Annotated in this window: 23 protein-coding genes and 1 pseudogene; 8 read left to right on the forward strand and 16 right to left on the reverse strand. The window is 64.9% G+C overall.

Annotated elements, in window-relative coordinates:
• Both VB737_RS01290 and VB737_RS01295 read left to right on the forward strand, forming a co-directional pair.
• A partial coding sequence (locus VB737_RS01290) for a helix-turn-helix domain-containing protein (protein ID WP_500310462.1) occupies positions 1 to 191 on the forward strand: 191 nt, incomplete at its 5' end.
• A 6-nt stretch (positions 192 to 197) separates the two neighbouring features.
• Positions 198 to 485, forward strand: coding sequence for a hypothetical protein (locus VB737_RS01295; RefSeq protein ID WP_500310464.1), 288 nt, complete (start codon positions 198 to 200; stop codon positions 483 to 485).
• A 25-nt stretch (positions 486 to 510) separates the two neighbouring features.
• On the opposite strand, the gene VB737_RS01300 is transcribed toward VB737_RS01295, so the two are convergent.
• On the reverse strand, positions 511 to 1,086 hold the full coding sequence (locus VB737_RS01300) for a ferritin (protein ID WP_500310465.1): 576 nt from the start codon (positions 1,084 to 1,086) through the stop codon (positions 511 to 513).
• A gap of 143 nt (positions 1,087 to 1,229) precedes the next feature.
• Here VB737_RS01300 and VB737_RS01305 point away from each other — a divergent pair, with 143 nt between their 5' ends.
• Positions 1,230 to 1,733 (forward strand): hypothetical protein, encoded by a 504-nt coding sequence (locus VB737_RS01305; protein WP_500310466.1) that lies wholly within the window; start codon positions 1,230 to 1,232, stop codon positions 1,731 to 1,733.
• Here the strand turns inward: VB737_RS01305 and VB737_RS01310 are convergent.
• From VB737_RS01310 to VB737_RS01320, 3 genes are all read right to left on the reverse strand, one after another.
• On the reverse strand, positions 1,658 to 2,710 hold the full coding sequence (locus VB737_RS01310) for a histone deacetylase family protein (protein ID WP_500310467.1): 1,053 nt from the start codon (positions 2,708 to 2,710) through the stop codon (positions 1,658 to 1,660). The two genes, VB737_RS01305 and VB737_RS01310, sit on opposite strands and share 76 nt — an antisense overlap.
• Complete coding sequence (locus tag VB737_RS01315; RefSeq protein WP_500310469.1) at positions 2,635 to 2,952, reverse strand: DUF1830 domain-containing protein; 318 nt, start codon at positions 2,950 to 2,952, stop codon at positions 2,635 to 2,637. Before VB737_RS01315 ends, VB737_RS01310 begins: the two co-directional genes overlap by 76 nt.
• Before the next feature lie 117 nt (positions 2,953 to 3,069).
• On the reverse strand, positions 3,070 to 3,372 hold the full coding sequence (locus VB737_RS01320) for a DUF8638 family protein (RefSeq protein WP_500310471.1): 303 nt from the start codon (positions 3,370 to 3,372) through the stop codon (positions 3,070 to 3,072).
• Between the two features lie 215 nt (positions 3,373 to 3,587).
• On the opposite strand from VB737_RS01320, the gene VB737_RS01325 reads away from it, so the two are divergent.
• Complete coding sequence (locus VB737_RS01325) at positions 3,588 to 3,977, forward strand: DCC1-like thiol-disulfide oxidoreductase family protein (RefSeq protein ID WP_500310473.1); 390 nt, start codon at positions 3,588 to 3,590, stop codon at positions 3,975 to 3,977.
• Between the two features lie 26 nt (positions 3,978 to 4,003).
• Here the strand turns inward: VB737_RS01325 and VB737_RS01330 are convergent, their stop codons facing one another.
• From VB737_RS01330 to VB737_RS01340, 3 genes are all read right to left on the reverse strand, one after another.
• Positions 4,004 to 4,687, reverse strand: a complete 684-nt coding sequence (locus VB737_RS01330; RefSeq protein WP_500310474.1) for a M23 family metallopeptidase — start codon at positions 4,685 to 4,687, stop codon at positions 4,004 to 4,006.
• A gap of 86 nt (positions 4,688 to 4,773) precedes the next feature.
• A complete protein-coding gene (locus VB737_RS01335) occupies positions 4,774 to 5,481 on the reverse strand; it encodes a hypothetical protein (protein ID WP_500310475.1) in 708 nt (235 codons plus the stop codon).
• The gene (locus VB737_RS01340; RefSeq protein ID WP_500310476.1) at positions 5,478 to 5,654 is read right to left on the reverse strand and encodes a hypothetical protein; all 177 of its coding nucleotides are present in this window, start codon (positions 5,652 to 5,654) and stop codon (positions 5,478 to 5,480) included. The genes VB737_RS01335 and VB737_RS01340 overlap by 4 nt, the downstream gene beginning before the upstream one ends.
• A 164-nt stretch (positions 5,655 to 5,818) precedes the next feature.
• Between VB737_RS01340 and VB737_RS01345 the strand changes: the two genes are divergently transcribed.
• The gene (locus VB737_RS01345; RefSeq protein ID WP_500310478.1) at positions 5,819 to 6,031 is read left to right on the forward strand and encodes a hypothetical protein; all 213 of its coding nucleotides are present in this window, start codon (positions 5,819 to 5,821) and stop codon (positions 6,029 to 6,031) included.
• Between the two features lie 60 nt (positions 6,032 to 6,091).
• Complete coding sequence (locus VB737_RS01350; protein WP_500310480.1) at positions 6,092 to 6,496, forward strand: molecular chaperone DnaJ; 405 nt, start codon at positions 6,092 to 6,094, stop codon at positions 6,494 to 6,496.
• 40 nt (positions 6,497 to 6,536) lie between these two features.
• Here the strand turns inward: VB737_RS01350 and VB737_RS01355 are convergent, their stop codons facing one another.
• The 7 genes from VB737_RS01355 to VB737_RS01385 all read right to left on the reverse strand — a co-directional run bounded on the left by VB737_RS01355 (position 6,537) and on the right by VB737_RS01385 (position 14,783).
• Positions 6,537 to 7,178: a methyltransferase family protein gene (locus VB737_RS01355; protein WP_500310482.1), complete on the reverse strand. Its 642-nt coding sequence runs from the start codon at positions 7,176 to 7,178 to the stop codon at positions 6,537 to 6,539.
• A 35-nt stretch (positions 7,179 to 7,213) separates the two neighbouring features.
• Positions 7,214 to 8,179 carry a lytic transglycosylase domain-containing protein gene (locus VB737_RS01360; RefSeq protein WP_500310484.1) on the reverse strand — a complete coding sequence of 322 codons (966 nt, stop codon included), beginning with the start codon at positions 8,177 to 8,179 and terminating at the stop codon, positions 7,214 to 7,216.
• An 89-nt stretch (positions 8,180 to 8,268) separates the two neighbouring features.
• Positions 8,269 to 10,221 carry an alpha-amylase family glycosyl hydrolase gene (locus VB737_RS01365; protein WP_500310486.1) on the reverse strand — a complete coding sequence of 651 codons (1,953 nt, stop codon included), beginning with the start codon at positions 10,219 to 10,221 and terminating at the stop codon, positions 8,269 to 8,271.
• Positions 10,222 to 10,225: 4 nt separating this feature from the next.
• Positions 10,226 to 11,131, reverse strand: a complete 906-nt coding sequence (locus VB737_RS01370; RefSeq protein ID WP_500310488.1) for a carbohydrate kinase family protein — start codon at positions 11,129 to 11,131, stop codon at positions 10,226 to 10,228.
• Positions 11,132 to 11,135: 4 nt separating this feature from the next.
• Positions 11,136 to 11,972: an HAD-IIB family hydrolase gene (locus VB737_RS01375; protein ID WP_500310490.1), complete on the reverse strand. Its 837-nt coding sequence runs from the start codon at positions 11,970 to 11,972 to the stop codon at positions 11,136 to 11,138.
• Between the two features lie 21 nt (positions 11,973 to 11,993).
• Positions 11,994 to 14,138 carry an HAD-IIB family hydrolase gene (locus VB737_RS01380; RefSeq protein ID WP_500310492.1) on the reverse strand — a complete coding sequence of 715 codons (2,145 nt, stop codon included), beginning with the start codon at positions 14,136 to 14,138 and terminating at the stop codon, positions 11,994 to 11,996.
• 372 nt (positions 14,139 to 14,510) lie between these two features.
• Positions 14,511 to 14,783 carry a high light inducible protein gene (locus VB737_RS01385; RefSeq protein WP_500310494.1) on the reverse strand — a complete coding sequence of 91 codons (273 nt, stop codon included), beginning with the start codon at positions 14,781 to 14,783 and terminating at the stop codon, positions 14,511 to 14,513.
• A gap of 98 nt (positions 14,784 to 14,881) precedes the next feature.
• Between VB737_RS01385 and VB737_RS01390 the strand changes: the two genes are divergently transcribed.
• Entirely contained in the window at positions 14,882 to 15,181 is a 300-nt protein-coding gene (locus tag VB737_RS01390) for a hypothetical protein (RefSeq protein WP_500310495.1), read from the forward strand.
• Here VB737_RS01390 and VB737_RS01395 read toward each other — a convergent pair.
• Both VB737_RS01395 and VB737_RS01400 read right to left on the reverse strand, forming a co-directional pair.
• Entirely contained in the window at positions 15,162 to 16,118 is a 957-nt protein-coding gene (locus VB737_RS01395) for an isopenicillin N synthase family dioxygenase (RefSeq protein WP_500310497.1), read from the reverse strand. The genes VB737_RS01390 and VB737_RS01395 overlap by 20 nt on opposite strands.
• A gap of 12 nt (positions 16,119 to 16,130) precedes the next feature.
• Entirely contained in the window at positions 16,131 to 16,937 is an 807-nt protein-coding gene (locus tag VB737_RS01400; RefSeq protein WP_500310499.1) for a prohibitin family protein, read from the reverse strand.
• A gap of 95 nt (positions 16,938 to 17,032) precedes the next feature.
• Here VB737_RS01400 and VB737_RS01405 point away from each other — a divergent pair.
• A pseudogene (locus VB737_RS01405) lies at positions 17,033 to 17,533 on the forward strand (malate transporter); the annotation flags it as partial.

Raw genomic sequence — 17,533 nt, forward strand, 5'->3', positions numbered from 1 at the left:
GACCCTGGTGCGACCTTCCCTTCCGCCTCACCCATGAGCGCATCGGTGAGCTGATCGGCACCACCCGCGTCACCACCACCCGCCTGATCTCCCGCATCCGCGCCGCCGACCTGCTCCAGGTCCCCAGTGGCGAGACCAGCCTGCGCCTGGCGCCGGCCCTGGTCGACGGTGCTCCCCTGGCGGCGGCCTGAAACGCCATGGCCACCACCATCCACACCGGCGACAGCCTCATCGGCAGCCTCTGCCGCGACATGGCCGCAGTGCGCCAGAGCTGGCAGCGGCTGAAGGGGCAGCGGGCCGCCTGCCGTGATGAAGGACTCCGCCTGCGGCTTGGTCGGGAAGCCCGCCGGCTGGAGCAGCGGCGCCTGGAACTGCAGGGCCAGGCCCGGACCCTCCTGCGCCTGCCCCTGCGCGATCCACTCGGCGCCGCCTTCCTGCTGGAGATCACCAGCCGACCGCTGGCCGCCGGAACCGCGGGGGGATGAGGTCCCCGTGCCCGGGGTGTCAGACCTAAGGAGCCGCCGCGGCCTGGGCCGCCGCCAGCTCCCCATCGATCAGCAGCATGGAGGCGGGCTCCTGGCGCCCGAAGCGCACCCGACCGAGCAGGTGGGCGGCGCCGTTCTCGGCGGCGATCTGACCCTGAATCATCGGATCGAGGAAGACGGTGGTACGCACGTCGCCGCTGCGCTCCGCCATGGCGTAGAGCAGCTGCAGCGATGTGGTGACATCGGCCTCAAGGCGGAAGGCATCCGCGAGCACCGCCTCTGGATCGCTCCACTCCTGGCAGGGGGCGGGCAGTTCCCCGAGGTCCACCGTCTGACCGCGGGCGATCAGGTAGTCGGCCAGCAGGCCGGCATGGTGCTGTTCGCCGCGGGACTCGGCCATCAGGTGGCCAGCGAAGCCGCGCAGCTCCCTCTCGGCGAACCAGAGCGCCATGGCCCAGTAGGCGGCGCTGGCCTTGCGCTCGAGGCCCAGGTGGTCCTGCAAGCCTTCGAGCAGCCCGGCCTCCATGGGCTGGGCCATGGCCCTCCCGGCAGGCCCGGTGGCCACCGCGGTCTTGGGCAGGGAGGAAGTCGAGGAGGTCATCGTGAGCGGCCTGGGGAGAGGGACCCATTCACCGTTCAGACAATTTACGGAACCTGGCAACGAACCGAGCCATCACGAAGCGACCCCGTCCGCACGCGTCGACGCCAAGGACGCCCAGACTCAGGAGGCCTTGGAACGTTCCCATGGCCACGGCCGTCGACCACGCCCTGCGGCTGCGCAGCCTCTGGATCGCCTGGCTGCTGGCGATGCTCTTCCATGTGGACCTGGGCCTGATGCCCCTGTTCCACGGGATCTCCCCGGAGATCCATGGCCATGTGGCGGCCGCCCAGCTGCCGCTGCTCTTCGGCGCCATGCTCGCCTACTTCCTGGTGCCCCTGGCCGCCGTCGTGCTGATCGCCTACGCCGCCAGTGATCCGGGCCAGCCGCGCCGTTGGCGCCACTGGCGCTGCGCCCATTTCTGGCTGAGCGTTCTGTACACCCTCACCAACATCCCCCACCTGGCCGCCGACATCCTGGTGCCAGACGCCCGGGCCGACCAGATCGTGCTGATGGTCGCCATGGTGCTGATCGGCCTGCTGATCAACCGCGAGGCCTGGTTCTGGTGGCGTGGTCAGTGCGGCAAGGGGTCCCCCAGCAGGCAGGCCACGTGGGCGGCACTGGCCGACGCCAGGCCCACGAGGTCGTAGCCGCCCTCCAGGGCGGACACCAACCGGCCCTGGGCATGGTCCGCCGCGATGGTGAGCAGCAACTGGGTCAGGGCCGCGAAATCGCCGTCCTGAAGACGGAAGTCCCCGAGAGGATCTCCAGCCCTGGAATCGAAACCGGCCGAGATCAGCACGAAATCCGGGGCGAAGGCCTCGGCCAGCGGCAGCAGCTCCTCCCGCCAGGCGGCCACCAGCTCGGGCCCCGACGTCCCGGCGGGCAGGGGGCAGTTGCGGGTGGTGCCGGCCCCGGCCCCCTCCCCCCGCTCTCGCCGGCTGCCGGACCCCGGATAGAGCGGCGCCTGGTGGCTGCTGAAGAACAGCACCGAGGGGTCGCTCCAGAAGATGTCCTGGGTGCCGTTGCCGTGGTGCACGTCCCAGTCGACGACCAGGATCCTCTCAAGACCGTGCACCGCCTGCAGCTGGCGGGCGGCGACGGCCACGTTGTTGTAGATGCAGAAGCCCATGCCCCGCGCCGCGCTGGCATGGTGCCCAGGGGGCCTGACGACCGCATAGGCCCGGCGCACCCGCTGCTCCATGACGGCCTCCACCGCCGCCAGCACCCCCCCCGCCGCCAGCCGCGCCGTGCGCTCCGAGTGGGGACTGATGGCCGTGTCACCGGTGGAGAGCTGGTCCCGGCCCGCCCCGATGTCCTCTCGGACCTGCTGCAGGTATCCCGGCGTGTGGCAGCGCAGCAGCTCCGCATCCGTGGCCGGGCGGGGCGGAAGGATGGAGCAGCGGGCCAGCAGACCGGCCCGCTCCAGGCCCTGGATCACGGCGTCGACCCGGGCGGGGCACTCCGGATGCCAGGGGCCGGTGAGGTGCTCGCGGTAGCTGGCGCTGCAGACGATGCCGACGCCCGGGTCCGGCGTCCGTGGGGCAGAAATTAGTGGGGCAGAAGGCAGACCGAACTGGCGTTGCCCCTCACCCCCACCGCTCGGCTCGGAACCTGGGGCAGCCATTCCGGACGGGGCGACACCTCACTCTGCTGCATGGCCAGGGCATCGGCGGGGAGTTGTTCGGTGAGGACGACACCCATCGAATCGCGGGCCCAGATCTCGACGTCCGTGGCGGGCGGGCAATGGAAGGTGAGCACTTCGAAGGGAAAGACCACCCGCTCGAGGAAGAAATCCTCAGGCCCGCAGCAGCGGATGATCCGCATCCGTTCCGAACAGTTGCGATAGCTACAAAACAAGGCGTCCATGGCTCCCTCCGACGTGACTCCAACCCGACCATGGCATCAACACATGCTCCCCAAGCCATGTCGGTTGCCGATGCGACGAAGGTTCGGCAATGAGTGTTTGTACCGCTTAAGGACGACTCAACTGCGCCTGAGCCAATTCGGAGCTCCGCTGAACCAGTCGCCCAGATCGTCCCGGCCGGGATCGAATCCGCCGGCGTCACAAGGCTCGCCCAGATCCAGCGCCCCCATGAAGCGGTCGAGTTCCGAATCGGCCTCGCCCCTGCGCTGGGTGCGCTGGGCCCGCCGCAACCAGCTCCAGACACTGGCATCGCGATCAGCGAACTTCTGAACATAGATGCGCTCATGCAGGCTGACGGGGCGGGAATCGGCAATCCTGCCGATGATCTCCTGGAGCCTCAGACGGGTGGTTGGTGTGAGCATCTGTCCTGTCATCCATTGGCAGAGGATCTAATCGTTCTGAGGAATCGAACGGTGCCGAGGATCACAGAATCCAGCCACCTGTCAGGACTTGGTGAAATCGTTCCTTCCAGGCCCCTTCGATGCCCTGCCGCACCTTCCAGCCGGCGCCGGCAGAATCGAGATTGCGACCACGCTTCCGAAGCCGAGGCCAGCCTTCCTTGATCTCCCCTGCAGCCATGGGCGACCCGCAGACCCTGCGACTCGTCTACGACGGGGGCTGTCCCTTCTGCCGGCACTTCGCCCTGAGCAGTGAACTGCGTGGCGGCATTCCCCACCTGCAGATCGTCGACGGGCGGGCCGATGGGGCCCTGCGCCGTGAGCTGCGGGAACGGGGCCTGCCGCTGGCCCAGGGGGCGGTCCTGCTCCAGGGGGAGCAGGCCTGGCACGGCGCGGAGGCGGTGCGCCAGCTGTGCGCCCTGATGCGGCCCAGCGATCCTCTGCTGCAGGTGCTGGTCCCCCTGTTCGACGGCCCGTCCCGCAGCCGCCGGCTCTACCCCCTGCTGCTGGGAGCACGCCGCCTGGCGCTGGCCCTGCTGGGGCTGCCGGTGGATCCCGATCGTCCCTGAACGGCAAGGCCCGCCGGCCCGCTGGCTCAGGGCAAGGGCGGCAGGGGCGCCCGACCCGCCACGGAGGGGCCCGTGCCGATCGGCTGCAGCAGCGGCGAGGGGTCCACCGCCACCAGCCGCCCCTGGCGCAGCTGGCGCCACTCGAAGTGGAGATGGGCCGTGGTGGCCGAGCCGCTGCTGCCCACCCGGCCGATGGGCTGCCCCCCCACCAGGCTCTCCCCGGGCAGAACCGCCACATCCAGCAGCTGGGCGTACAGGCTCTGCCAGCCGAGGCCATGGTCGATCACCACGAGCAGGCCATAGCCGCCCACCTCATCCACCAACCGCACGGTGCCCGGCAGCACGGCGAACACCGGCGTGCCTTCGGGGGCGATCAGATCGAGGCCGGTGTGCATGCGCCAGGCGTTGCGCGAGTCGGCCAGCCGCCAGCCGAACGGGGCCTGCTCGCTGGGCTGCAGGGCGAGGGGATAGCCCAGGGCCCCGGCCCGCTGCACCGGGAAGGCCCCCGCAGGGGCCGGCCGGTAGCGGGACCGCAGCAGATCCGGCAGACGCTCGTTGCGCCCCAGGTCCCCCACCGGCACCTCCAGGGGAATCTCCGCCAGCCGGGGCGGCGGCTCCCCCATCGCCAGCAGGGGTACGGGCGCCAGGGACAGGGGCAGCAGCCAGGGCAGGGTCAGCGCCGTCAGAAACCGTCGGAAGCGGGAGTCCATCCGCCTGCTGCAAGGGACCGTGCAGGCCGTGGTAACGCCCCGGGCCGCCGCTGCCAAGCCGCGACCGCCCATGGAGCCCGGCACGGTCAGGAACCGCTGGCGGGCTCCTGGTTCTCCGGCAGCACCACCATGGCGCTGGCGACGGCGGTGTCCATCACGATGCGCAGCGCCAGGCAGGGATCGATCACGTCCCGGCCCATGGTGATCGCCTTCTGCGCCACCAGGCCGAACAGGATCGGCCATTCCACCGGTTCGGGACAGAATCGCTGCGCCAGCGGCAAAAGGGCCGGCCAGAGGCTCGGCAGCGACTGCAGGGATTCGGGCGACGGCTGGTGGGCGTCGGGCACCAGCGGCACACCGAAGTCCCCGTGACCGAGGTGTTCGATCCCGTGGCGCCAGAGCGCCGTCGGGTCCGGCAGGGCCGTGCAGCCCGCCTGCTGGGCGGCTCCGGCGGCCAGACCCCAGGTGGAGTAAGGATCGACGAAAAGGGCCTGGACCAGCCCTTCGCCCACCAGGCAGGACCCGCCGTCGCCGGTGCCGACGACGTGCAGCCCGGAAAGCTCCGCCTGGCCGGCCGCCCGGGAGCGGGCCCGCACGGCGGCCTGGCAGGCCTGGCCCGCCAGGGCACCGCACACCGCCAGCAGCGATTCGACGTGCACGCCCCGCTCGGACGCCATGGCCTTCAGGAGCCGGCGGCTGATCTCCTCGGCACCGATCCGCGCCCCCACCAGGGGGTCCTGGGCCCGGCGGGCGGCGATGGCCGCATCGAGGGGATCGCGGGAGGGAGCTGTCATGGCCGCAGGGGACGGATGTCAGGGAGGTCCAACACCAGGGTTCCCGGCCCCTGTCGCGCCACCCGGAACACCAGTGTGCCGGCGAGCTTGTCGTGCCGGCCCCGGCGACGGCGATCCCAGCCCACCCACAGGAAGCCCCGGAGCATGGGCAGCGTCGAGAGGATGTCACCCACTCAGCGCAGGCACCACCGTGCTGACCACCAGCACCTGCGTCCCGTCAGGCGCGACATCGCCGCAACGGGGGGAGATGGGCAAGGCTCCCTCGGGCCATCTTCTCCCGTCCAGAGCGTCACCGGCCGAAGCGGTGTTAGGACTATGGAGCTTCTTTTCATGGCCGATGCGAGCCCTCAGCTTCCTCTTCGCCCTGATGGTGGGTCTGGCCATGGCCTTTCTGACACCGGCTCTGGCCGGCGGCCATGGCCAGGCGCCTCTGGCCATGGTGGCTCCCGAGCTGGCCGGGGTCGCACCCGAGTTCACCGATGCGGCGGCCAGCGACCTGGTCGCCGAACTGAGCATCGATCCGGCCCCCGGCTTCGACGTCGCGGCCTGAGCCGCCACCACCCCCTCAACCCAACCTCTCAACGCAACGGTCGGGCTGGCACCTGAACCCATGGCTCGCACCCTGCTCGACCCACGCCTGACGCTGGTCTCCCTGCGGCCCGACCAGCCCGCCAGCGCCCCTTCGGACAGGCCCGATGAGCCGCTCCGCAAGGGCTTTGCGGCCTCACGCTCCCGCGACCAGGCCAGGAACGCAGGCACCAAGGGTCGCCGCAAGAAGGGCACGGGCCTGTCCGCCGCTGACCACGGGCCCCTGGGCCGGAGCCCTGGACTCGAGGCGATCGAGGCCAGGGCAAGGCTCGGACTGGCCCTGGCGGGCCGGCTGCGGGAAGCCGATGTGACCGCGGCCTGGAAGCGGGCCGCCGCCGAGCATCACCCTGACCGCGGTGGGCGCCACGCCACCATGCAGGCGGTCAATGGCGCCAGGGACGTCCTGCTGGGCAGGGGCCTCGATTGATCCCTGGCGTCCGGGGCCTGCCCCCACGGCACCGGCAGCCCTAGACCACTCCCGGCAGCAGCCACCAGCTGCTCTGGCGATAGGCCTCGAAAGCTGGATAGCGCTCGGCCATGGAGGCTTCCTTGCGGATCATGCGGGGCAGGTAGAGCGCCAGCACCGAGGCGGGCAGCAGCCAGGCCCACGGAGAGCCGGCAATCACCGCGAAGCTGCTGTAGCGGAGCAGGTCGCCCAGGTAGTTGACGTGACGGACGCGGCGCCAGGCCCCGTCCGCCACCAGGGTGGCCCCGAGAGCCTTGGCGGTGCCCTTCTGCACATCAGCCGCGGTGTTCAGCAGCGATCCGAAGATGTAGAGGCTGAGCCCCAGGGCGATCGTCAGCGGGCCGATGGGGACCGGATTGGCCATGGCCAGCCAGCCCGGCACGGCATAGAACACCCCGACATACAGCACCACCGCGAGGGCCTGCGGCGGCTGGACCACCTCGGTGAAGAGCTGGGTGGTGCGCCAGGGAAAGAGCACCTCCTCCAGCAGCCACCAGAGGCAGTAGCTGATGTGGAGGGCGAGGTAGATCGCGACCCGGACGGATTCCAGCCCCAGCACCAGGGCAGGCACCAGCAGCGCCACGATGGTGGTCACCTTGGCGATGTTGATCGCTTGCAGCTGGGTCATGGGCAGCTGGGCCATCCGGAGCCCGACGGGATTCCATGCTGGCAGGCGACTCAGGGTCCCGGAGGGGCCGAGGCGGGGAAGCGCGCCAGGTAGGTGGCGACCGCCAGGGGGCGGCTCTGGCTGTAGCCCACCGGCAGCCAGAGGTCGCCGGCAGTGGAGGCGTAGTGGATCTCCCAGTGGTAGAGGCCCGTGAAGGCCGCCGGATCCAGGCGCAGCAGCTCGGCGTAGAGCAGCACGGCCCTGACGTAATGCTGGCTGTTGTTGTAGCCCCACAGCCCCCGACGGATGTCCCGCAGACCTCCGCGCCGCACCAGATAGCGGGCCGCCGCATGGATCGCGTCCTCGGGATCGCGGATGTCTCCCTTGCCGATGCCGGGCTCGGCCCAGGTGCTGGGGAGGAACTGCATGGGGCCCCGGGCGTCGGCAACGGAGACGCCATCGATGCGGCCCATGCCCGTTTCGACCAGGTTGATGGCGGCCAGGACCTCCCAGGGAATCCCGGTGGCGGCGGACGCCTCCCGGTAGTAACGCAGCAGGTCAGCGGCGGGCTCCGGGGGGATGATCCGCCAGGCGGGAACGACAGCCGGACGGCGCCCGCCCCGGTGCATGGCCAGAAACTCCCGACGGGCCGCCAGGTGGCGGTCCATCACCCCCTGCCAGCGGACGGGCAGGGCGCTGTGCACCCGGGCGGCCAGGGCCGGATCGGCGGCGAGCCGGCGATAGGTGACCTGCTGGCGATGCCCCAGCTCACCCAGGAGTCCGGGCGGTGTGTCGGCGGACCGCAGGGCCGCCTCCGCGGCGGCCAACTGGGAGGCGATGGCCGCGGGGTCCCCTGGCAATCGGGGGTAGGTGCGGGTTGGGGCTGGAGCAGAAGGCGGAGCCTCCTCCGCACGTTGCCGCTGCTGGGAAGGCAGCGAAGGCACGCTGGAGCCGGGGGGCTTCTCCGTCGTCACGGCCAGTGCCACGGCCGCGGAGGCCACCAGCAGGGTCAGCAGGGCCGGGGTGAAGACGCGCATGGACAGGGGGGCATCGTGCGCGAAGGACAGTGGGAATCAGAGCTCGCCGGGAGGCTCACGCTGGAGCTGGCACGGGGGCCAAGGGAGTTTCAGATCTTCGTAAGCCAGTAAAACTGATAGGCCTGCAAGGCGATGCGGCTCCCGGACTGGGAGGGTGTCCGACCGGAATAGAGATCGGTGAGGCAGTCATGGCGTCCGAAGACAGCTGGCCTAAGGGCGTCGAGATCGAAGAACTGCGGCTGATCATTGAAATTAGCCAGGACCAGGACCTTCTCCGAAGGGCGCAGTGGATTGAAACGCACGAAAGCGAGAAGGTAATCATTGTCGAGGTCAAGGATCTCTCGGTTATTGAAGTCAGCAAAGGCAGCGATTTCCTTGCGGATAGAAATCATTTTCTTCATGGCTGTGAAGATCGAACACTCCACCGTTCCCTGCTTCTTCCTGAGCTCCGCCTTCTCCCAGTTGATCTTCGGACGATGCACCCAACGGGTGTCATTACTCTTGCTGTCATCATCGTAGAAACTATAGTCATTCAAGACGCCCAGATCATCTCCGTTGTAGATGAGTGGAATGCCGCCGAAAGAAAGAATGATCCCATGCATGAGCAGAATACGACTGATCGCTGTGGCGATCAGCTTCTGATCACATGATTCAATGGCGGATTCAAGGCCAACGAGAGATGCCAGCGAGCCGCAGATCCGCGCATCACCAGTGGTGTCGTTGGGCATGAAAGCAAGCCCTCGGGGAATCGAATCGAAGTCCCCTTTGAAGTAGTCGATGAGAAAGCGACGGTGGGCACGCGGCTCATAACCGACCAGTTCAATATCATTGTCATCGAATCCAAAGCCGATGTCATCATGGCAACGGACATAGTTCAACCAGGTGGCGCGTTCCAGCTTGCTCGGCAAACTCTTGATGCCCTGCGATAGAAGCTTGGTGTTGCGCGTGGCCACGCTGTCCCACAACAAGGCCATCAAGGTGGCGTTGTAGGCAATTTCACACTCCTTGGCAACAACAGCGTCTTCACCGAAATACTTGGTGATCTCGGTGGGTGCCACGATGGCCTCAGCGATGAAAAGCACCCCAGGTGCCGTCACCTGGCAGCAATCCTTCATGAGCTGCAGGATGAGGTGGGCTTTGCGTTCATTCTGGCAGGATGTACCGAGCTTCTTCCAGAGAAACGCAACGGCATCAAGACGCAGAACATCCACACCCTGGTTGGCCCAGAAGAGCAACACATCCAGCATTTCAATGAACACTGCTGGATTGGAGTAGTTGAGATCCCACTGGTAGTCATGAAAAACTGTCATGACCCACTTGCCCATCTCCTCATTCCAGGTGAAGTTTCCTGGATCACTCTCCGGAAAGACTTCTGGCATGCTCTGCTCGAAAACATCCGGAATATCCCTGCTTTCGTAAATATAATAATAATCTTGAAACTGGCTCTCCCCAGCCATGGCACGTTTCGCCCATTCATGCTCATCGGAGGTGTGGTTTAGAACGATGTCAAGCACCAGCAGGATCTCTCGCTTCCTGAACTCGTCCGCGATGTTCCTCAAATCACTGATTGTTCCGGCTCGTTCATCAATTTGACGGAAGTCACTGATCGCATACCCGCCATCACTCTTTCCGGTGGAACACATCAGGATGGGGAGGATATGAACCATATTGATTCCCAACTCCTGAAAGTAACCAATCTTGGATTCCAGGTCTGCAAGATTCTCGGCAAAACCATTGGAATAAATGGCCATCCCAACCCACTTCTGGGAGAGGAACCAATTGTAATCGTACTCCCTCTGGATATCGAGAAGTTCAAGATCAGGTGATCGGTCAATATAGCCTCTGGCCATGGTTTCGACCAGACGCAGAAGCTGAAGCTTGAAGTCGTCACGGTGGCCATAGAGCGTGACAAACAGGGAATGGATGGCGTAAAAGTTGGCGCCCAGCCTGGTGTAGAAATGACGCAGGTCCTGGCGGCGAATCTCCGGCCGGAGATCATCCAGGATGGAATTCAGCAGGGAGTGGGATATTTGCTCATACATCGGATCAATGGCAACCCCAAGACGTCAGAAACTGCTGATAGACAGAGAGATCATCAATCGTGGCGCCTTGGCGTGAGACCAGGGCTGCCGCGAAGTCCCGGGCGTGATCCAGGCTGTCGGAAAGCGACCACTGCCGCGTGAGCCCGAGCAGAAAGGCGGCAGAGAACGCATCCCCCGCTCCCACGGTGTCCACGACACGGGTATCGGGAGCCGGACCGACAGCCACGATTTGATCGTTGCTGCAGAGCATGGCCCCCCGGGCACCACGGGTGACGATCAAGGTTTTCAGACCATGTTGACGTGAGAAGTCTCGCATCGCGGCGCAAAGACTGGCATCATCATCTGCGATGGGTCCCTCCGTCGCCAGCAGAGCAAGCTCCGCTTCGTTGAGCTTGACGTGATCGGCGTCATCCAGCAACGGGTGGATCGCGTCCTGCGACCACCAGGGCGTGCGCAGATTCACATCCAGAAAGATCGGGCCCTGGTGCACGGCTTTGACGGCGGCCAGGGCCGCCGCGGAGGAGGGGTGGCGAAGGGCCAGGGAGCCGTGGTAGAGAACGGCCTGGACCGGCAGTTGCGAGAGATCTGGCGGCTCAATGAAGTCATAGGCACTCTCCGGCACGATGTCGTAATGGGGCTCATTGTCATCGATGGTGACCATCACACGGCCGGTGGGGCGAGAAGCATCTGATTGCAGAAAGCGGTCATCCAGGCCCCAGCTCTGCATCGATGAACGAATCCGCTCACCGCGTCCATCCATCCCGACCCTGCTGATGAAACGAGGCGACAGGCCGAAGCCTCGGAGATGCCAGGCCACGTTGAAAGGAGCCCCCCCCAGGATCTCGGAACCGTCGGGGAAGCAATCGAAAAGAACTTCACCAAAAATGGTGATCGGGGAAGGCTTCTGCATCGGATCAATCCAACTCCCTGATGGCATCGGCATGGAAGTGGGCAATCCCTTCCAGGATTCCAGCACTGTAGTTGCCGTTCATTCCCAGAAAACCACCCTTGGCGAGATACAGGCGATCGCCCGTACCCATCCGACAGGCCTCCTCAACAGCCTGTTCGACCACGTCCTGATGGGCATTGGCCACCAGCACTGAAGGCACCGAGCTGGTGAGCACCGTCAGGTCATTGCCGCTGTCGCCAGCAAACAGCGTCTGCTCCGAGAGGAACCCCTGCTCACGCATGAGAAATTCAATCGCATGAAGCTTGTTGGCCCTTTTGGGCAAGACATCCATCAGTCCGATTGCAGCCTGTTCATCCACACTGAAAATCAGACTGGCAGCAATATTCTTTTCCTCAAGACAGCTGGCCATGGCTTGCTTCAAGGCCGGCAAGTCAACATCCAAGGGAAGGAAGTAACTGAGCTTGTAGGTGTTCTGCTTGTCTTCTGGTTGCAGCACCAACCGACCGAGTCCAGAGAACAGTGCGACCAGGTCCTTAGCCTCAAACCCTTGCCAGTCAAGGGAGATGTGTCTCGACCATGACGTGAGCAGTGACCAGCCATCGCGATCCTTGGCGTAAATGGAGGTGCCAACATCACCGATGATCCAGTCTGGAAGGGGCAGGCCATACTCTTGAATCGATTGTTCCACCAAGGCCAGATGTCGGCCGCTGACATAGGCCAGAAACACCTCAGGCCGAGAGACAAATCGAGCAAACATCGTCCTTGCTCCGGTGGATTCGGCTTGCTCGCCATTGGGCAGAAGGGTTCGATCAAGATCCGTACAGATGAGCAGATTCTGCATCAGTGGAGCATGAGGAAACATTTACAAATTAAAGAAGTCATAATAATCAATGGCTTCAAGGATACCGGAAGCATGGGAGCCCTCTGCGAAGTACACCCGCTGGGTTTCACTGAGCTGGGCGAGTTCTTCACGATGACGAGTGGCCACCACCACGCCTAGCGTGTTGCCACGGAGCATGTCCTCGTCGCCACCGGATCCACCGTTCACAAGAACACGCTCCAGGGGAATCTTCCACTGGTTGGCGACATAGCGCAAGGCCTGGCCCTTGGACGCACGGGCGGGAACAAAGTCAAGGAACTGACCGAAGGACAACGTGGTATGAACAGAGACCTCATGCTGACGCAGCATGGTGAGGATGTCTTCCATGGATGGAGCCAGCTGTTCATCGTAGTAGTAGGAGACCTTGAAGCGGCTTTGTTGATCCTTCGACTGGGGCGTCAATCCAGGCAGCGGATCAACGATTCGCTTCAGCACTTGCGGGGTCCACCAGTGGTCAATGTGGTGTGTCCAGGAGATATCCGTCGTGAACTGAGGCGGGTAATAAATCTCCGTCCCCAGGCTGGTGATCAGTACATCGGGCATGGGGATGGAATGGACCTTAAGAATCTTGAGCACAGAGTTCAGGCTTCGGCCTGTGGAAATACCGAACAGGACTCTGCGGTGCTGCTCCCGTATCACCTTCGCGAACATGGCCAAGGCCTCTGGATCGCCAAGCAGCGTGTTATCGATGGCCGTAAAGATGGCGCGGGTTCGGGTCTGTACGGCAGGTACCTTGGCCAGGGGCGCAGGACGTGCCGCAATTCTGTTCTGATCAATGAGCGCTGTTAACTTCTCAAGATAAGTCTTGGCATGCGCTTCCCAGGAATAGAATTTGGCCACGTTGGTGAGGCCGTTCTGAGAATACGTTGACCACAACTCCTGATCTTCGAGAATGCTGAGCAAGGCAGAGGCAATCGATGCTTCGTCTAGCGGATCAATCAAAAGACCGTTGTTGCAATTTCCGATGATGTCCACTGGTCCGCCGACTTCTGTCGCCACCAGCGGCAGACCACTCGCCGCCGCCTCCAGCAAGGTCAGACCGAAGGGCTCGGTGAGCGCAGGGTTGACAAAGACACCTTTTGAAGCGGCGGCCAGCCGATAGATATCGGCGACATCACTGGCGGAATGATGCTTGGGCAGAGCGACAAGACCGTTCAGGTCGTAGCAGTCAATGACAAGAAGCAACTCAGTCAAGACATTCTGAGCACCTTCATTAAGCTCACGAATGTCGTCTCGATTACCGGCAACAATGACAAGATTGGCAAGCTGCTGCAGGCGCGTAGATTGTCCGTAGGCTTCCAGGAGTGACACGATATTCTTGCGTTCATCCGGCCTCGAAAGGGCCAGAATCATCGGCTTGTGCGGCTCTCTGAGATACCTGCTCAGGACACCGGAAAAGCCCACCGGTGCTTCCTCACCAGTGGGGGGGTGGAATTGATTCAGATCGGTTCCCGGTGGGATGACCGACATTTTTTCTGGTGTATAGCAATCGTAGAGTTCGTATTGATCTTCAATTTCATTGTGCGTGCTTGTGATCACGAGGCTGGCACTGTTGAGAACATCCTCCTCGGCACTGATCCGCTCGGACATCTTGTAACGATGCTGGATCTCTTCGACGGACAGACCAAGGGCCAGAAGCCTTCGAAACTTGTCCCTACCGAGGGAGTGACCGGTATGGATCAGCGGCAAGCCCGTAAGGTGGGAGAGGCGGACACCGACATAGCCGGCATCGGCATAGTGGCTGTGCAGCACATCCGGCAGACGAGGCTGGCGATGGAGCCAGGCGAACAGCTCATCGGTATAAGCATCGAGATGGCTCCACAGATCTTCCTTCGGGATATACAGACCTGGTCCGGCGTCAATACGAATAATGCGTGCATTGTGGTCAAGAGCTTCCTGAGGCTTTCCATACTCGGTTGACACCGAATCATCTGTGATGAGTCTTGTGACCAGATCCACCTGGCCGACCTCAGGCCGCCTGGCGAGAGCCCTCGTGAGTTCGACCACGTACTTTGTCTGACCTCCGGTATCCGCATCGCGGCCAAGTTCAAGCTGATTACCGCGGATCAGTCCATGAATGCTGATCATCAGGATATAGAGAGAATTCTGATTGGCTTTCATCTTCATGGATCTTCAAAATCGGACAGGTGCTGCATGATGAGCCAGCGAATCATTCATTCAGTGACAGCCGGTTGCGTCAGGCCATCGCTACCTGAAGAGCCGTTCAGGCCCAAGGAAGAAAGCCGACGATAACCTGTGGCAGAAGAGCACCCTGAAAGGGATGAATCCACTGAAGGACATGCAGGAAGTAAACTGTTCCCAAGGACAAATCATCCAACGGCTCTCCGCATCAATGTATTTTACCGCGAACGATGGATAGAGGATGTTCACGTGATTGCACTTTCCTGAGCGAAGAGCAACCCGTTCCGCAAGAGCGGCGCCCAACCATCGCAGCGCCCGCGCATGGGGCATGCAAGCCGGCCGGCCCGGAGGAGAGCCTCAGCCGAGCACCCAGCGAAGCATCAGGACCAACTGCCCCAGGACGCCCTCTCCGGTGAGGGCCTCACCGATCAGGGCCGCCGCGAACCCCAGCATCGCCACACGCCCGTTGAGCCGCTCCACCCCAGACAGGGCGTTGAGATTCCAGGGGCGGGAGCCGGTGATCCCGGCTCCGAAACGCTCCAGGGGCTCGTAGTGAAAGGACGGATCGTTGCCTGCTGGCGAGGCCTGTTCCAGTCCTTCTGCCGTTCCTTCTGCCCTGACTGCGCCCATGAATCCCAACCAGACCGGCAACCAGACTAGGCATCAAGGCGACACCGGTGGCGCATCCCGCCAACCCGGGTACAGTACATCTGTACCAGAGCTCAGCCATGGCACCCGGTCAGATCGATCCTGCGGTGGCTCCCCTGCGCAGGGCCAACCCCCAGCGCTTCCGGGACGCCCGCCCCGGCCATCTGGCCGTGGTGGCGGTGGCTGGCAGACCCTGGTTCATCGGCCGGATCTGCGACCTCAGTGGCCCCAATCCAACGGACTTCGCCAGAGTTCTGAACATCGACACCGGCGACATGGAGCGGATCCCCGCCCCCTGGATCGTCGAGCTGATGGGGGACAGCGGGCTGGGGATCAACCGCTGCTCCCTCAGTCGTCCCCTCAGCGCTCCAGCAGATTGATGCGGTACAGCACCTCCTCGAGTGCATCAACCGCCCTGATGGCGCTGTAGCGCTGGGGATGCTCCGGGCCGCAGCAGGACGGCACCGGCGCCAGGACCGTCCAGGGCCTGGCATGGCAGAACTGCACGACGCTGTGGCGTTCTTCGGTGGTCCCTGACGGCGCCACCACCCGGTGCCAGCCGGTGGGGATGCGGCCGTTGGAGAGTCGCTCCAGCATCAGCCCTGTGTTGATGATCACGCGGCCCTCCGGCGGAGCCGCCTCCACCCATTCCCCGGCCACCCGCACCTGCAGCCCCGGCCCGGTGGCCCTTGGCAGGGCGGTGATCAGATTGATGTCCCCATGGGCCGCCGCCCAGACATGACCTTCCCCCGGTGCCTGGGCCATGGGGGGATAGCGCAGGGCCCGGGTGAGGGTGGGGGCCTCACGCACCATCTCCTCGAAGAAGCCATCGGCACAGCCCATGCCCACGGCGATCACCCGCAGAAAGCGCCGCTGGAGATCGGCGATCGCCCGGTGGAACTCCCCCAGCACCGCGGTGATGCCGGGCACGGCCGCCTCCGGCAGGACCTGCTCGGGATAGAGCGCCGGGAAACGGAGCCGCAGGGGATGCCCGGCGGGCAGCGGGTCCGCCCAGTTCAGCATCTCCTTCCAATCCGGGTGATCGCTGCCGGCGGCGGTTTCGACCAGCCCCTCCGTGTAACCGGTCTGGCCGCTGGCGCCGGGCGCCCGGAAGCGCCGCTTGGTGTCGGCCTCGAGCGCGAAGAAACGCTGCAGGAGGCCGTAGGCCGTGTCCAGCAGGTCGCCGGGCAGATCGCTGCTGGTGTAGACGAAGCCGTTGGCCAGGCTGCGCCTCACCCCATCGACCACGGCGTCGCGGGCCCTCGCGTCGCCCCGCTCGAAGGCCAGCAGATCCACATCGAGAATCCCCGCGTCCATCGGGTGTCCCGCTCAGCGGCGGCCGTTGACGATCACCGGGCTGCCGCCGCCCCCGGCCGCCCCCGGCAGGGCCGGCACCACCGAGGTCTGGCCATCCCATTTATCTAGGAACAGCTTGTAGAGCACCTGGTCGTCGAGGCTGGAGTTGAGGGTCTGGTAGCGCTTGGCCTCCTGTTCGGCGATCAGCACCTCCGTCTGGGCCCGCAGCAACTGCTGCTCGGCGATCTGCTTCTGCTCGATGGCGGCGCGGTACTCCTCGGCGATCTGCAGGCCCGTCAGATCCAGACCCTGGACGTTGACGTAGTCGAACTTGCGCAGTTCCTCGGCCACCTTCTCCTGCACCAGTTCGGAGATGGAGTTCCACTCGGTGGCGATCGTCACCAGTTCGTACTGGGAGAACACCGACTTGAGGGCCTTCAGCAGGGAGGGCTGGATCACGCGCGGGTAGATCTGCTGGTCGTCGGTGGCGATGGTTTCGTAGATGCGGCCCGCTTCGGCGGGCTTCATGGCGTACTTCACCGTGGCCGTGGCCTGGATCACCTGGAGGTCCTTGGTGAGGGTGGAGAACTGCTCCGGCCGCACCTGGGTGCGCACATCGAAGAGCGAGGTGTTCTGAACCAGGGGGACCTTGAGATTGGCCCCCGGCTGCCGCGGCACGCCGGTGACCTTGCCGAGGGTGGTGACCACGGCCACGCTGCCCGCCGGCACGATGAAGACGGTCTGGGTCAGCAGCACCAGCCCGGCGAGCACGGCGGCGAAGACCAGCTGCCAGAGGCCGCCGAAGCCGTTGTCGGCACCGGAGCGCATGGGGGATTGCATCGGAGACCTGAACACCTGGAGAAGCGACGACCCTAGGCAGCGCCGCAGGCCGGGGGCCGCCATGGTGGGGACTCCCGAAGGCCTGGGGAGGGCTGGTGCTGCGGTTCCTGCTCGAACTGGTCCCGCCCCTGGGTGTCGGCCTGCTGCTGGGGATGCGGTTCCCCGCTCTGCCCGGACGGCTCGCCCCGCCGTTGATCCACTGGGGCATCCCCATCAGCCTGGTGGCCCTGCTGCTGCGGGCGGGCTTCCGGGCCGAGATGCTCACGGCGGCCCTGATGGCGGCCGCCGCCTCGGGCCTGGGCCTGCTGCTGATGCGCCTGCCGGCCCTGGGCCGGCGTATCCCCGAGGGCAGCCTGCAGCTGGGCTGCCTCGTGGGGAACACGGGCTACTGGGGGCTGCCCGTGGCCCTGGCCCTGCTCCCCGCCGAGGCCATCGGCTTCACGATCGCCTTTGATCTGATGGCCACCCTGGTCACCTGGAGCCTCGGTCCGCTGCTGGTGGACCGGCGCGCCAGCGGCGTCCGCCGCCAGCTGCTGGTGCTGGCCACCAGCCCGGCCATGCGGGGGCTGGCGCTGGCCGTGCTCCTGCACCAGACC

It is taken from the genome of Synechococcus sp. BA-120 BA3, from assembly GCF_034931285.1.
GTDB lineage: Bacteria > Cyanobacteriota > Cyanobacteriia > PCC-6307 > Cyanobiaceae > Cyanobium.